General features: G+C 65.3%; 15 protein-coding genes. 4 read left to right on the top strand and 11 right to left on the bottom strand.

Annotated features, from left to right (window positions below; all coding sequences use genetic code 11):
- The first annotated feature begins 23 nt into the window (after window positions 1–23).
- Window positions 24–626: an NADPH-dependent F420 reductase gene (locus ACFPWW_RS26885; RefSeq protein ID WP_112706249.1), complete on the top strand. Its 603-nt coding sequence runs from the start codon at window positions 24–26 to the stop codon at window positions 624–626.
- A 334-nt stretch (window positions 627–960) separates the two neighbouring features.
- Here ACFPWW_RS26885 and ACFPWW_RS26880 read toward each other — a convergent pair whose 3' ends face one another.
- The 6 genes from ACFPWW_RS26880 to ACFPWW_RS26855 all read right to left on the bottom strand — a co-directional run bounded on the left by ACFPWW_RS26880 (window position 961) and on the right by ACFPWW_RS26855 (window position 5041).
- A complete protein-coding gene (locus tag ACFPWW_RS26880; RefSeq protein ID WP_112566671.1) occupies window positions 961–1518 on the bottom strand; it encodes a tetratricopeptide repeat protein in 558 nt (185 codons plus the stop codon).
- Window positions 1519–1667: 149 nt separating this feature from the next.
- On the bottom strand, window positions 1668–2390 hold the full coding sequence (queE, locus tag ACFPWW_RS26875; protein WP_377314193.1) for a 7-carboxy-7-deazaguanine synthase QueE: 723 nt from the start codon (window positions 2388–2390) through the stop codon (window positions 1668–1670).
- Between the two features lie 11 nt (window positions 2391–2401).
- Window positions 2402–2758, bottom strand: coding sequence for a 6-carboxytetrahydropterin synthase QueD (queD, locus tag ACFPWW_RS26870; RefSeq protein ID WP_377314120.1), 357 nt, complete (start codon window positions 2756–2758; stop codon window positions 2402–2404).
- The gene (queC, locus tag ACFPWW_RS26865; protein WP_112706253.1) at window positions 2758–3483 is read right to left on the bottom strand and encodes a 7-cyano-7-deazaguanine synthase QueC; all 726 of its coding nucleotides are present in this window, start codon (window positions 3481–3483) and stop codon (window positions 2758–2760) included. Before queC ends, queD begins: the two co-directional genes overlap by 1 nt.
- Window positions 3484–3588: 105 nt before the next feature.
- Entirely contained in the window at window positions 3589–4407 is an 819-nt protein-coding gene (locus tag ACFPWW_RS26860; RefSeq protein WP_377314118.1) for a phosphate/phosphite/phosphonate ABC transporter substrate-binding protein, read from the bottom strand.
- 10 nt (window positions 4408–4417) lie between these two features.
- Window positions 4418–5041: a LysE family translocator gene (locus tag ACFPWW_RS26855; protein ID WP_377314116.1), complete on the bottom strand. Its 624-nt coding sequence runs from the start codon at window positions 5039–5041 to the stop codon at window positions 4418–4420.
- Between the two features lie 250 nt (window positions 5042–5291).
- Here ACFPWW_RS26855 and ACFPWW_RS26850 point away from each other — a divergent pair, with 250 nt between their 5' ends.
- Window positions 5292–5426, top strand: a complete 135-nt coding sequence (locus ACFPWW_RS26850; RefSeq protein WP_377314114.1) for a hypothetical protein — start codon at window positions 5292–5294, stop codon at window positions 5424–5426.
- A gap of 189 nt (window positions 5427–5615) precedes the next feature.
- On the opposite strand, the gene ACFPWW_RS26845 is transcribed toward ACFPWW_RS26850, so the two are convergent.
- Together ACFPWW_RS26845 and ACFPWW_RS26840 are read right to left on the bottom strand one after the other, a co-directional pair.
- A complete protein-coding gene (locus ACFPWW_RS26845; protein ID WP_377314112.1) occupies window positions 5616–8480 on the bottom strand; it encodes a PAS domain-containing protein in 2865 nt (954 codons plus the stop codon).
- A gap of 190 nt (window positions 8481–8670) precedes the next feature.
- Window positions 8671–9303: a CatB-related O-acetyltransferase gene (locus ACFPWW_RS26840; RefSeq protein ID WP_112706256.1), complete on the bottom strand. Its 633-nt coding sequence runs from the start codon at window positions 9301–9303 to the stop codon at window positions 8671–8673.
- A gap of 179 nt (window positions 9304–9482) precedes the next feature.
- Between ACFPWW_RS26840 and ACFPWW_RS26835 the strand changes: the two genes are divergently transcribed.
- Together ACFPWW_RS26835 and ACFPWW_RS26830 are read left to right on the top strand one after the other, a co-directional pair.
- Window positions 9483–9821 (top strand): YciI family protein, encoded by a 339-nt coding sequence (locus ACFPWW_RS26835; RefSeq protein ID WP_377314110.1) that lies wholly within the window; start codon window positions 9483–9485, stop codon window positions 9819–9821.
- A 164-nt stretch (window positions 9822–9985) separates the two neighbouring features.
- A complete protein-coding gene (locus ACFPWW_RS26830) occupies window positions 9986–10519 on the top strand; it encodes a DUF1269 domain-containing protein (RefSeq protein WP_377314108.1) in 534 nt (177 codons plus the stop codon).
- Window positions 10520–10672: 153 nt separating this feature from the next.
- Here the strand turns inward: ACFPWW_RS26830 and ACFPWW_RS26825 are convergent, their stop codons facing one another.
- From ACFPWW_RS26825 to ACFPWW_RS26815, 3 genes are all read right to left on the bottom strand, one after another.
- Window positions 10673–11656 carry a DarT ssDNA thymidine ADP-ribosyltransferase family protein gene (locus ACFPWW_RS26825; RefSeq protein WP_377314106.1) on the bottom strand — a complete coding sequence of 328 codons (984 nt, stop codon included), beginning with the start codon at window positions 11654–11656 and terminating at the stop codon, window positions 10673–10675.
- Window positions 11647–12555, bottom strand: coding sequence for a macro domain-containing protein (locus ACFPWW_RS26820; protein WP_377314104.1), 909 nt, complete (start codon window positions 12553–12555; stop codon window positions 11647–11649). Before ACFPWW_RS26820 ends, ACFPWW_RS26825 begins: the two co-directional genes overlap by 10 nt.
- 220 nt (window positions 12556–12775) lie before the next feature.
- Entirely contained in the window at window positions 12776–13015 is a 240-nt protein-coding gene (locus tag ACFPWW_RS26815; protein ID WP_377314102.1) for a hypothetical protein, read from the bottom strand.
- Window positions 13016–13120: the final 105 nt, after the last annotated feature.

Genomic DNA, 13120 nt, shown 5'->3' with positions numbered 1-13120 from the left:
CCCGCAACGGAAGGATCGTCCCCATGTCGTCCATCGGCATCGTCGGCGCCGGCAATATCGGCGCAGCCTTCGCCCGCGCGCTTGCCCGCAACGGCCTATCCGCCACCATCGCCAACAGCCGCGGCCCGCAGACCCTGTCCGGGCTGGCGGCCGAGCTCGCCCCCCATATCAGGGCCGGCACGATCGAGCAGGCGGCCGCCGCCGATCTCGTCCTTATCGCCGTGCCCTGGTCGAAACTGCCGGCGGCTCTGTCCGGCCTGCCGGACTGGGCCGGCCGCATCGTCATCGACGCCAACAACCCGATCGAGGCGCCGCTCTTCAAGCCGGCCGAGCTGAACGGCCGCCTGTCCAGCGAAATCGTCGCCGGTCTCGTTCCCGGCGCCCGGCTGGTGAAGGCCTTCAACCACCTCTTCGCGAACCTCGTCTCGGGCGATCCGAGGGCCGAAGGCGGCAGCCGCGTGCTCTTCTATTCGGGAGACGATGTCGCGGCGAAGGCGGAGGTCGGCGCCCTCATCGCCCGCCTGGGCTTTGCCGGCATCGATCTCGGCCCGCTTGCCGTCGGCGGCAGCCTGACGCAGTTTCCCGGCGGGCCGCTGCCGGCGCTGAACCTCGTCAAGTTCGGCTGAAGGAGAAACGCCATGTCCCCGATAGAGATTGCGGAAACCTACTTCGTCCACAAGCTGTAGGGCCGCGGAGCACCCTTCATTCTTCGCCGCCCCGCCTTCCGTCATGTCCCGCTCTCCGTCATCCTCGGGCTTGTCCCGAGGATCCGCTTCAGTCGATACGGAGCACGGGATCGAGGACGATCCTGCGCGAAGGGCCGACAGCCGTTCCTGCGTCACCGTTGCCGACTGATCGAAAGCCTGGCAGATCCCGGGACAAGCCCGGGGATGACGCCGGAGGTTGCCGATCCCACGCCATATCCCGAGGCGCGCGCAGGATGCCCGCGCCAGCCTCCGCTCAACCGCGCCGGCCGCGCTCCGGGTAGGTCTCCCGCGCGGCCCGGGTCAGCGCCGGAAGGTTGCGGATATATTGCGCCGCCCCGTAAAAGACGTTGGCCAACCCCTCCTTGCCGGAAAGCCGGCGCAGGCTCTGGTCGCGGATCGCGAAAGGGTTGCCATGCGCCGCCGCCGCATCGAGGGCGGCTTTGGCCTCCCGGATCGCCCCGAGCTTCTTCAGGGCCAGGTAGAGCGGGTAGTAGCACTGCGTATCGCCGGCCTTGACCGCCCGGTCGTAGTAGAAGACGGCGCCGGCCAGGTTGCCCTCCGCCGCCGTCAGCCCGCCCAGCGCATACATGGCGTAGACGTCGCCCTGCTCCACGGCGGCGGCATAGTGGTGCTTGGCCCTTTCCACATCGCGCGGCCGCATGTGATCGTAGATATAGCCGAGCTGGGCGGAGACCGGCCCGTAGCCGTTCTGCGCAAGTTCGAGATAGATCGCCAGCGCCTGCTCGTATCGGCCGGCCGCGAGCAGCCTGTAGGCTTCCTCGCCGTTTCTGGCGGCTGTCTCCCTGTCCACGGCGCTCCCCTCCGGCCCCATCCCGAAAGAACCCGCCCACAAAATACCCAAGGCAAAAGACGCCGCCAAGCTCGCCTATCGGCTGCGCCCACCCTCCGAATGCATGATGCCGTTGACCGGCCGCTTCGCCGGCAGGCCAGGCCCGCTCCTCACACCCCGCGCATGTTTCCCCACATGAGCACATGCAGCTGCGGCAGGACCCGGGCGCCGAACCAGCGGTCCGACGTGACCCTGTCGACCAGCCAGCGCATGCGGTTCAGGATGCCGTCGAGATCGATCCTGTCGTCGTCGTTGACCGGCGGCGTATGGTTGCCGGGCTGCAGGAAGACCGGCAGCGTCTCGAACGACCGGGCGACGGACTTGGCAAAGGCATAATCGCCCTCGTCGAAGATGACGATTTTCATTGCGATTTCAGGGCCGTCGCCGGCCGCCTTCACGCAGTCTCTCAACGCCGCCTCATCGAAGCCCATGCCGCTCGAGGGCGGTTTCGGGCTGAGGATGAGATGGTCGAGCGCCGAGAACCAGTCCTGCGCGATGGAGCCCTGCGTTTCCAGCGCAAACCGGTAGCCGTCGCGCTTGCCCCGCCCGATCAGCGGCGCGAGCGGCTGGATGGCCGGGTTGCCGCCGGACAGCGAAACCGTCAGCGGACGGCGCCCCGACAGCGCCTCCACCTTCGCCCAGATCTCGTCCGCCGCCATCGGCGCCCATTCGTCGCGATAGGCGCTGTCGACGGCATGCAGCGTGTCGCACCACGAACAGCGATAGTCGCAGCCGCCGGTGCGCACGAAGACGGTCGGAAGCCCGCAAAGCGGCCCCTCGCCCTGGATCGTCGGCCCGAAGATTTCGCTGACGCGGATCTTCTGCTCGCGCATCTGCGCGCCGCTCACGGCCGGTACTCCGCCCAGGTCTTCGGCGTCTCGCTGACCCTGACGGCGGACGTTTCCGGCATGCGCTGCTTGCACCAGTCGTAGAAATGCCGGGCGAGCCATTCCGACGTCACCCTGTCGTGGCCGAGCGCCTCGTTCAGGTGCCGGTGGTCGAAATTGTCGTCGATATAGCGCTTGAGCGGCGCAAGCTCGTGATAGTCGCGCACGAACCCGTCCGCGTTGAGTTCGGCCGCGGCAAGCTCGACGACGACGATATAGTTGTGCCCGTGCAGGCGCGCGCACTGATGCCCTTCGGGAAGATGCGAAAGCTGGTGGGAGGCGGAGAAGTGGAATTCCTTGGTGATGCGGTACATCACTTCACCTCCTCTGCCTTGAAGCCGCCGTCCCTGAAGCCGGCCGTGGCGGCCGCCCAGAAATCCGGGTCCTCGTAGACGGTCGGGTCCGCGACACCGGCGAGATGGAAGGCCTCGCGGCGCTCGACGCATGTTCCGCACCGCCCGCAATGGGCGCTGCCGCCCTTGTAGCAGGACCAGGTCTCGCCGAACGGCGTCCGGTGCCGGAAACCGTCGGCGACGATGTCGGCCTTGGTCGCGTTGACATAGGGCGCAAGCAGCGTCACGTCGGCATAACCGTCGAGCGCATGGCGCTGCATCGTCCCGAAGGCCGCGATGAAGCCCGGCCGGCAGTCGGGATAGATGAAATGGTCGCCGCCATGCACGGCAATCGCCACGGCATCGGCCTGGCGCGCGGCGGCAAGCCCGAAGGCGATCGACAGCATGATGGCGTTGCGGTTCGGCACCACCGTCGCCTTCATCGTCTCCTCGGCATAGTGGCCGTCCGGCACCTGGATGTCGTCCGTCAGCGCCGAGCCGGTCAGGTGTTTGCCGACACCGGAAATGTCGATGATATCGTGCGGCACGTTCAGCCTGCGGGCGCAGAGCGCGGCAAATTCCAGCTCCTTGACGTGCCGCTGGCCGTAATTGAAGGAAATGAGGCCGATGAGCCGGTGTTGCGCCGCCATCGCATAGGCAAGCGAAACGGAGTCGAGTCCGCCGGAGCAGACGACAAGTACTTTCATGTCAGGATCCCTTGTTTTGTTGAACCGGGTGGGCTGCGACCGGTTAGCGGGGCATTTCCTAAACGCGTGGAGCGTCCATGTCCAGACGTGAAACGGAATGAGCCTTCACGTCCAGGCTCCGAACTCGCCGTAGCCGGCGGCAATCGCCTCTTCGGCAAGCCTGGCGAGCGGTTCGTAATCACCATCAGAAAGCACGTCGAAGCGGACAAGGCCCAGCGTGTCGCGCGCCCCGGCGAGCGCCGGCGCGGCAATGGCGGCGGCAAGCGCCTGCCGCAGCAGCGCCACCCGCTCGTCCGATGCGCCCGCCGCGGTGATGAAGGGCAGGCCCGGCCCGCAGGCCGTCTCGGCAAGGACGCGCACGCCGCCGAGCCGCTGCGGATCGAAACGCCGGATATTGCCGAAGGTGATGCAGTCGATCGCCGCGCAGCCGGCCCGCCCCGCGGAGACCGCATCGATGCTCGCCCCATGGCTGCCGGTCTCGACGACGCCGGCAAAGAAGCGGCCGTTTTCGGCAAGCGGCGCGATCGCCGCCCGAAAGAGATTGCTGCCGGAATTGCTGTCGGGACTGTTGATGGCGGCAATCGTGCCGCGCAGATCCGCCAGCGATCGCGCGCCGCTGTCCCTGCTGACGATGACGAAGCTGCGCATCAGCGGCCCGTCGCAGCCCGGATGCGAATAGACCGGCGTCGCCACAAGCCGCACCCTGCCCCGCAAGGTCTTCACATAGGGATAGCCGCAGGTTTGCGACAGGATGAGGTCCGGGCGCAGCCAGGCCTCGTCATGCGCGATACCCGTATCGAGGCGCTCCGGCAGCCCGGCAAGCCCGGCATCCGCCAGATGCGCGCGCAGAAAGGACCACAGCTCCTGCGTGGCCTGCCCGAGCGGCGGCGGCGTCACATACATCGCCAGGCTGGCGAGAAACATTCCGGCCGGCCTATTGCTGCTGGAAGGCCAGCCGCACGCCGAGCGCCATATAGATCGAGCCGACCACCTTGCCCTGCCAGCGGCCGATCGTCCGGTTCTTCGCCAGCCAGCCGCGCACCGAGCCGGCGCCGAAGGCAAGCGCCGAGGTCACGCAGATGCTGAGCGCCACGAAGATGACGCCGAGCAGCGCGAACTGGCCGATCACCGACCCGCTTTCGGGATGGATGAACTGCGGCAGGAAGGCGAGGAAAAACAGCGCCGTCTTCGGGTTCAGGATTTCCGTGAACACGCCCTGGCGGAAGGCCCTTGCCGGGCTGATCGGCGCCGCCGTGCCGACATCGAGATTGCCGGACTTTTCGACGAAGGCGCGGTAGCCGAGATAGACGAGATAGGCGACGCCGACATATTTGACGATCTCGAAGGCGAGCGCCGAGGTGGCAAGCAGGGCCGAAAGGCCGAAGGTCGCCATGGTGGAATGGATGAGGTCGCCCGCCGCAATGCCGAGCCCGGTCGCAATGCCGGCCTGCCGGCCGCCGCTGACCGAGCGCGCCAGCACGAGCAGCGTCGCCGGCCCCGGAATGACCATCAGGCCGAGCACGACAAGAACATAGGTCGTCAAAACAGCTGTCGTCATCGGTCGTCTTCTTTCCTTGAAAAACCGCCTGCAAACTACCGGCTTTCGCCATCGATGCAATATCACCAGGGTTTGGCTGCCTGCCGGGGCATCAGCCGCGAAAATCCGTTGCGCCGGACCGGGAATGGGCGCAGGCTTGTTGCGTCGGCGCCGTTTCAGGGGCGCGGCCGCTTCCGGCCGCAAGCCCTCGCCGCAGCGCGAAAGACGCGCCGCACCGACCCGTTCGCGTCACGACATCGAGGAGGACACCATGGCCAAGGGGCAATTGCGCAGCAACAAGGAGGCCCGCAAGCCGAAGAAGGACCGCACGCCCGCGCCCGCCACACCCGCGCCCGGCGCGCAGGTCAAAATGGCCGGCACCGCAACCGCCGAGAAGAAGAAGTAAGGCCAGGCCCGCTTGCACCACACATGGCGCCGCACACGGCGCCACACAGGGCGCCGCGCATATCGAGACCGCGTGCCGATGCCCTGCCGCACCGGGCAGGTCGCCGGCCGCCGAGCGACCTGACCGGCGCTTCGGCGGTCCCGGACCTCTCGGCATGCGCCCCATGATCGCCCGACCGGGTCGAGAGGGTCAGGCCGCCGCGTCCGGCAGGGTAAAGATAAACCTCGCCCCGCGCGGCTCGTTCGCCTCCGCCCAGAGCTGCCCGCCATGCGCCTCGACGATCGAGCGGCAGATGGCAAGCCCCATGCCCATGCCCTGTTCCTTGGTGGAAAAGAACGGCTCGAAGATCTTGTCGGGAAATGCGATGCCGGCGCCCCGGTCGCTGACCTCGACGCGCGCCATGCCGTCCGCCCGGCTCTGGCGCACTTCGAGCAGCCGGCCGCCGGCAAGGTCGGCCATCGCGTCCATGCCGTTGCGCATGAGGTTGATGACGACCTGCTGGATCTGCACCCGGTCGAAGGGCGCGGCGAGCACCATATCCTCGCCGGCGAGATCGATGCGCAGGCCGTGCCGCGCCGCCTCTTCGGCCAGCAGGTCGCGCGCCTCGGCGACGACGCGGCCAAGGGTGACGCAATCGCGCTTGTCCTCGGCCTGCTTGAAGAGCGCGCGCACGCGGGTCACGACATCGCTTGCCGAATGGGCGCTGACGATGATGCGCTCCAGCGTCTTCTGCGCCCGCTCGATATTCGGCGGGTCCGTCATCAGCCAGCGCCGGCAGGCGTCCGAAGAACTCATCACCGCGGACAGCGGCTGGTTGACCTCGTGGGCGATGGAGGCCGAAAGCTCGGCAAGGCTCGCCGCCTGGCTGGCGCGGGCAAGGCTTTCCTGCGCCGCAAGCAGCTTTTCCTGCACCCGCACCTCGCCGTCTATGTCGAGGCAGACGACGTTCCATTGCACGATCGCCCCCTGCTCGTCGCGCATGGGCGCGGCGCGCGTTTCCACCCAGCGATATTCGCCGTCGTAGCGCCGCAGCCGATGGCGGCGGGCATAGGGTTCGCCGGTCTTCAGCGAATGGGCGTATTTCTCCTTCACGCCGGCAAGGTCGTCGGGGTGGACCCCGGCATCCAGCGTGCCGGCAAGGCGGGATTTGCCCGTCCCGTCCAGCGCTTCGAGATCGTAGCCCAGGAAATCCCGCAGTCTCTGGCTGCGGAAGATCGGCTCGCCGTCCGGCGTGGCGCAATCGATCATCGCCGGCAGCGTTTCGACCAGTTCGCGCAGGAAGCGCTCCCGCTCGCGCAGCGCCTCCTGCGTGGTGACGAGATCGTGGACATCGGAACTGACGCCGTACCACCGCAGGATCGTGCCGGCCTCGTCGCGCAGCGGTTCGGCCCGCGTTTCCGTCCAGCGGTAGCTGCCGTCGGCGCGGATCTGCCGGTATCGCTGGAAATAGGGTTCCCCGGTCGCAAAGGCATGGCGCGCCGCCCGGATGGCCGCTTGCCGGTCATCCGGATGCACGACGCCGAGCGAGGGCGTCCCGTCTGGCGCGATCATGTCTTCGAGGCCGGCGCCCGTCACCTCGGTAAAGCGCTTGTTGATATAGGTCGGCCGCCCCTCGGCCGTCGTGCTCCAGATCAGCGCCGGCACCGTGTCGATCATCTGCTGCAGCTGCCGCTCGCGTTCGCGCAGCGCCGCTTCGGTGCGCTTGTAGGCGTCGATATCGACGGTGACGCCGTACCAGCCGGTGATGCGCCCCTGCCCGTCGCGCGTCGGCCGCGCCGCCGCCCGGTGCCAGACATAGGCGCCGTTGGCGCGCAGCACCCGGTATTCGAAATTCCAGTGCTCGCCGGTCCTCAGCGCATGGCGCAGCGTCTCGCCGGCCTCCTCCGCGTCGTCGGGATGCACGCCCCGCTGCCAGCCCTGCCGCCCGCCCTCGACGAAGGGCCGGCCGTCGAGAAGCAGGTTCAGGTCCTCCAGCACCATGGCGATCGAGGTCTGCGCCGTCGGCGTCGCGTAGGTGAACTGGCCGGCCGCATCCATCGCCCAGGCGCCGCCATAGAGGTTTTCGATGGCAAGCGCCGTGCGCACCGCCTCGCCGGTCTCGCCAAGCGAACTGGCCGTCGTCCAGCGCGCGTCCTGCCGCGCCACCGCCGGGTCGATATCGACGCTGGCCCCGTATTGCGGCTCCACGCGGAATTCCACCCAGCGGTAGCTGCCGTCGGCCTGAAGCTTGCGGTAGCTGCTGACCTGGGGAATGCCGTGGAAGAAGGCGCGCGCCCGCGCCTGCTCCACCGTCGCCCGGTCGTGCGGATGAACCTCCGCCATCGGCGGCAGGCCGGAGGCGAATTCGCTGCCGGACGCAACGGCGCCGTCCCTGCCGCTGTCGACATCGATGACCGTGCCGTACCAGCCGGTGATCGCGCCGCTGTCGTCGCGCAGCGGCTGCCCGGTGGTTCGCGTCCAGCCGTAGCCGCCGGATTGCCGCAGCATGCGGTTGTCCATGCTGTAATATTCGCCCGTCTGCAGGCAGCGGCGCCAGAGCGCGGCCGCCCCCTCGTAATCGTCGGCATGGATGGCCCGCTTCCATCCGAATTCGCCGTCCGCCAGCGGCCGGTTGAAATCCGCAAGGGTCAGCCCGAGAAAGGCCAGCACGTCGGGCGTGACGTAAAGGAAGGCGCCGGCGGCATCCGTGGCCCAGCCGACGCCCGTGACCTGCTCCACGGCTTTCGCCGCCCGCACCGCATCGCCTTCGGCCCGGTCGGGCGCGCCCATCGAAACCAGCGGGCCGACGGACAGCGACAGCGCAAAAAACGCCGCCCATGCAAGCGCAGGCTCGCGCCACCCGGCATCGAGCGCCGCCAGCAGCGCGGCAAGGACAGCCACGGCCAGAACGGCGCAGATCAGCCTGACGGCCCGCCCGCGCGCCCGGAGAAAGACGGCCGCCACCGGGCCGAGCAGCCCGAGCGGCGAGGATGTCAGCCAGGTCACGGCAAGACCGGCAAGGCAGGCGGCGGCGGCAAGCAAAAGGCGCCGGCGGGAGGGATCGCGCATCAGCATGCGCGCGTCCCGCTGTCGCGCCGAGGCTGGGGACGGTTGCTGGTGCGGCCACTCTCGGCCGGTGGCGCCCGGTCGGACATAAGCATGGTTCGACCTGATCTCATCATATCGAAGGATTTGCAATAGGCTGCTGCGCCGCAGGATAGCGCCGTCCCGGCCAATTGGAAGGGCGCCGCCGCCCGCCCCCGGCTCAGGCCCGTTTCAGCGCCGCCAGGTCGCCGCTTTCCAGCGCCGCCAGATTGGCCTCGATCTTGTCGATCGGCCAGTCCCACCAGGCAAGCGCCAGGATTTCGCCGATGACCTCGACCGGATAGCGCATGCGGATGATGCCGGCCGGGTTTCCGCCGACCACCGCATAGGGCGGCACGTCGCGCGTGACGACCGAGGCGGCAGCCACGATGGCGCCGGCGCCGATCGTCACCCCCGGCATGACGACGGCGCCGTGGCCGATCCAGACATCGTGCTCCACCACCGTATCCTTCACCGGCAGGTCCTTGTAGCCGAAGGTTTCCGGCTTGAAGATGCGGAACGGATAGGTGGTGATGCCGCCCATCGGGTGGTTGCCCGAACTGGTCATGAAATAGGCGCCGCGCGCGATCTGCACGAACTTGCCGATGACGAGCTTTTCGCGGCTCTCCGGCCAGAGATAGGGCGCCAGGATCTCGGCCGTGTCCTCCAGCCTTCCGTAATGGGTGAAATAGCTGTAGTCGCCGATCTCCATGCGCGGATGGTCGATGACGTTCTTCAGGTACATCGTCGTCTTCGAAACCCGCCCGTCCGGATGGGTGACGGGAAAGGCAAGGTTCGCATCGAGAAGCGGCATGAAAGCACCTCCGCAAGGGGTTTGCCGCGCCAGGGCGCCGCAGCCGGGTTGAGGCCGGCACCTGCCCCTATAGCCGATCCGCCGGCAGGAGCCAAAATATCCTGCGCCCGGTCGAATTCCGCCCGGCCCGTTCGTCTGTAGAATGAAGGCAAGCCCGCCATTCGCAACAGGAGGAACCCATGCCGCATTACCTGGTCGCCATCCACCACGCCGACGATTACGACGCCAGCCGGGAGGACGAGGCGATGCACCGCGCCATCGACGCGCTGAACGAAGACATGGTCGCCGCCGGAATCCGCATCTTCGTCGGCGGCCTGCAGCCGGTCGGCAAGGCGATCTCCGTGCGCAGGCAGCCGGACGGCGGGCTGCTCGTCACCGACGGCCCCTATCTGGAGACCAAGGAACATATCGGCGGTTTCTGGGTGCTGGAATGCGCCGATAGGCAGGAAGCGCTCGCCTGGGGCCGCAAGGCCGCGCTGGCCTGCCGCGCGCCGGTGGAAGTGCGCCCGTTCTACTGACCGCTGACCACTGGCCAATGACCAATGACCAACAGCCGCTCCTTCTTCGCCCTCCCATCGCGGCACCGGCCCTGGCCGCGCCGGCAAACGACGGCCGCCGTATGGACAGCGCGCCGCCGGCGCCTATCTGCCGCATCTGTAGAAATCCAACTGGAGGGAAAGCGATGTCAGAATTCGTAGTGCTTGGTTTCGATACCGCCGACAGGGCGGATGCCGTGCTGAACCGGCTGGTCCAGCTTGAAAAGGAATATCTGGTCGATCTCGAAGACGCCGTCATCGCCGTGCGCGATGCGCAGGGCAAGGTGCGCCTCAAGCAGAGCGTCAACCTGACGGCGGCGGGTGCCGCAAGCGGCGGCCTCTCGGGGGCGATCTGGGGCTCGCTCGTCGGCCTCCTCTTCCTCAACCCGCTCGCCGGCATGGTCGTCGGCGGCGCCGTCGGCGCCGGCTCGGGCGCGCTTGCCGGCTCGATGACCGATTACGGCATCGACGACGACCTCATCCAGAAACTCGCCGACACCATCCCCATCAACAGCTCCGCCCTCTTCCTGCTGATCCGCAAGGTGCAGCCGGAAAAGGTGCTGGCCGAATTCAAGGGCGAACACGCCACCCTCCTGCGCACCTCGCTCTCGCCCGAGCAGGAAGCAAGGCTGCGCACCGCACTGTCGGCAGCACCGGCCGTGGCGACACCTGCGGCCTGAGGCGCCGGGCCAAGACGATTGTGCCGGGTGCGCGTGTCGTGCCCGGCGCATGCGTTTGCGGCCATGGATTGCCGTCGGACAGATCCATGCGAATGGGTGGTGTGGCGTCGGCAATTGGTGGGGATGCAACGGTGGTTGTCGAAATGTCGAGCGTCACATCAAGGGATCGTTCAACTCTAATATATTCTTGTAGGCCAAATGCCCCTCCAGAGAAATTTGAACATGGTACAACCCGGGTGTAAGGACACACGGATGACGCCATTGCAGAACGGTTGGGGGCCGGGGAGCGAAGTCAGAATTGACCAAAGAGGCGACAACTCTACCATTCATCGCTGTGATACGAAGATCTATTGAGACATTCCTGCCATCCAATCTCGGGTTCAATTGGAATATCACCCCGTCGGAGCTGAGGCGGACCTCTTCAACAAAAGTATATTCTCTCTGAAAAACCTTGAGGTCATCCGAAACCTTTATCCGGTCAGCCCAATTTACAGGCGCTCCGCGTAGTTCAAAGAGAAGCAGCTCCCGCTCCGCTTCAGAACGGCAATATACCCATTGCAAGGCTTCATCGAGCCGCAACGGCGACACCGCAAGAACTTCCGCGCATCGATGCTGGACGATCGAATGATCGCCGCCAATACCGCCTATGTGATAAACTTTTTCAAACGGGATAGTAGAAAAATGCGCTTCGGTTGGGTTGTACACCGTCCCGGGTATTTGCATATTCCTATCGCTAAATTGCGTGCCTGCGCGGGTGAGAATAGCTTCTGCATCAAGGACAAACATGACCAGCACGGGAGCGTGTGACGCATCGCCGTATCGGCCCTCTCCGGGTTTTCTTATCCCCTCGATATGGTATTGCGTCGGTGTGCAGGGGCGAAAGTAAATCCTGACAAAATCATGGGCAGCGTGACTAGCGTCTATGACGCCCGCCGCAGCAACATCGATTGGATGCGGGTTGGTAGGATCGTTGCGCGAGCACAATTGCCCGGACCGCAAAATCGACACCGCATTTTGCAGCGGACTATGATGAAACAAATACCGTGGCCAATTGCTCCTGTATCGATAATATTGCAGCGATAAAGTTTGCTGCCAGCCCGTTATATGAGCGCGAGCGAAACCGACGCTTAGTGCCATGACATCTCGGTCTGAGCAGATGGAGGCGGCACTATCGCGCTTCCGCGACTCGAAGGCGCAAGTTCTACAGCCAGTTCGGCCTCATCTCCATCCGCGCGAAGTATTTCGATAGGCCGCACCTGTGGGAGCAAACTTACCAGCGACAGCAACGGCATTCCCCCCTCGGCGTCGACAGACGCAACCCTATCCTTCGTGAGGAGACCCTTCTGTAGCGTCAACCAAACCGCACGCAGGTCGTCGCGTTGAAGGACCCAAGAATTGTGGTCGATCTCAAGTTCGAGGCCGTCTTCCTTGATGCGCGCACGGATCGGCTTTCTCGTCACAATATCGACCAGCACGTTTTCAGAAAGATCAACTGCCCGATTGAGATCCAACCAAAACGCGTCAAAAGAAAGCGGCTTGTGTCTACCGGATTTGATCTGCTCGGCGACATGCTCAAGATGTTCGGGCAATCCGATATCCTTGGTAAAATCGTGAATGTAGATATCTATCGGAAGCTCGGACAAATACTTTTCCATGAGAGGTCGGACATCCGCCCAATCCAGTCCGCCATTGCCGCAACCAAGCCGCGGGAACGAGATCTCTCTGATACCGACCGCCTGATAGGTTGCTACGAACTTTTGCAGGCCCATCTCTATCCACTCGATACGAGAAGGATTTCGCCAATGTATCTTTGTCGGGAAATTCAGGGTGAGATAGTCCTTGCCCCGCCAAAGCCACAATTTGCCGGGCTCCAAGAGCTTTTCGTCGCATATCTTCTGGTAGGCTCGGAACATCTCAGGCTCGCGATTCTTGAATTCCTTCGCGATCCCTTTGCCCATGATCCCGACGCAGTTTACCGTATTGACCAGCGTTTGAGCCGGTGACGAAAACAAGTCTGTACGCCGATATACAAGCATCCAAGACCTCCATAGCGGTGAACACTCATCAGAACAAAGAGTGAACATATAAGGTATTTGCGACGGCCTTACCAGTCCGTAGATTTAGAATCCAGCCCCGATCTTAGCATCTCATTCAGAATGGCGACCACTCAATTTCGCCAGATAAGCTTAGGCGAACTTATGCACAGTCTGAACGCTCAGGCTCACACGAAGCTTGTCGCTCCATATCGACAGCCATTCACTCCCGCACCTTCACCCCTTCGCCGAGCGGCGCCTCCAGCCGAAACTCGAAGCCCTCCGCCCCGTAGCTGATCTCCGCCCTGCCCTGAAACGCCGCCGGCAGCAGCCTGCCGATCATGCGCGATCCGAAACCTTCGCGCGCCGGCGCGCCGGTCTCAGGCCCGCCGCGCTCCTTCCATTCCAGCACGAACCGCCGCTGGCCGGCCTCGCGCTCCACGCTCCAGCCGAGCCGCACCACGCCGGCCTGCCGGCTCCGCCCCGTATTTCAGGCTGCTCGTACGAACTCATGCGGCATCATAGCACTTGTTGCGATGCGAGATCGACATTGAGGCTGGAGTAGGCC

Source organism: Rhizobium sp. GCM10022189 (genome assembly GCF_042656325.1).
Taxonomy (GTDB): Bacteria; Pseudomonadota; Alphaproteobacteria; order Rhizobiales; family Rhizobiaceae; genus Rhizobium.
The sequence above is the reverse complement of the archived record's forward strand: the minus strand, read 5'-3'. Positions and strand labels throughout refer to the sequence as shown.

Excerpts from the sequence above, each read along its gene's own strand:
- ACFPWW_RS26885 (WP_112706249.1), top strand. The coding sequence starts at position 24 with ATGTCGTCCATCGGCATCGTCGGCGCCGGCAATATCGGCGCAGCCTTC.
- queE (WP_377314193.1), bottom strand. The coding sequence starts at position 2,390 with ATGCGCGAGCAGAAGATCCGCGTCAGCGAAATCTTCGGGCCGACGATC.
- queD (WP_377314120.1), bottom strand. The coding sequence starts at position 2,758 with ATGTACCGCATCACCAAGGAATTCCACTTCTCCGCCTCCCACCAGCTT.
- queC (WP_112706253.1), bottom strand. The coding sequence starts at position 3,483 with ATGAAAGTACTTGTCGTCTGCTCCGGCGGACTCGACTCCGTTTCGCTT.
- ACFPWW_RS26860 (WP_377314118.1), bottom strand. The coding sequence starts at position 4,407 with ATGTTTCTCGCCAGCCTGGCGATGTATGTGACGCCGCCGCCGCTCGGG.
- ACFPWW_RS26855 (WP_377314116.1), bottom strand. The coding sequence starts at position 5,041 with ATGACGACAGCTGTTTTGACGACCTATGTTCTTGTCGTGCTCGGCCTG.
- ACFPWW_RS26850 (WP_377314114.1), top strand. The coding sequence starts at position 5,292 with ATGGCCAAGGGGCAATTGCGCAGCAACAAGGAGGCCCGCAAGCCGAAG.
- ACFPWW_RS26845 (WP_377314112.1), bottom strand. The coding sequence starts at position 8,480 with ATGCTGATGCGCGATCCCTCCCGCCGGCGCCTTTTGCTTGCCGCCGCC.
- ACFPWW_RS26840 (WP_112706256.1), bottom strand. The coding sequence starts at position 9,303 with ATGCCGCTTCTCGATGCGAACCTTGCCTTTCCCGTCACCCATCCGGAC.
- ACFPWW_RS26835 (WP_377314110.1), top strand. The coding sequence starts at position 9,483 with ATGCCGCATTACCTGGTCGCCATCCACCACGCCGACGATTACGACGCC.
- ACFPWW_RS26830 (WP_377314108.1), top strand. The coding sequence starts at position 9,986 with ATGTCAGAATTCGTAGTGCTTGGTTTCGATACCGCCGACAGGGCGGAT.
- ACFPWW_RS26825 (WP_377314106.1), bottom strand. The coding sequence starts at position 11,656 with ATGGCACTAAGCGTCGGTTTCGCTCGCGCTCATATAACGGGCTGGCAG.
- ACFPWW_RS26820 (WP_377314104.1), bottom strand. The coding sequence starts at position 12,555 with ATGCTTGTATATCGGCGTACAGACTTGTTTTCGTCACCGGCTCAAACG.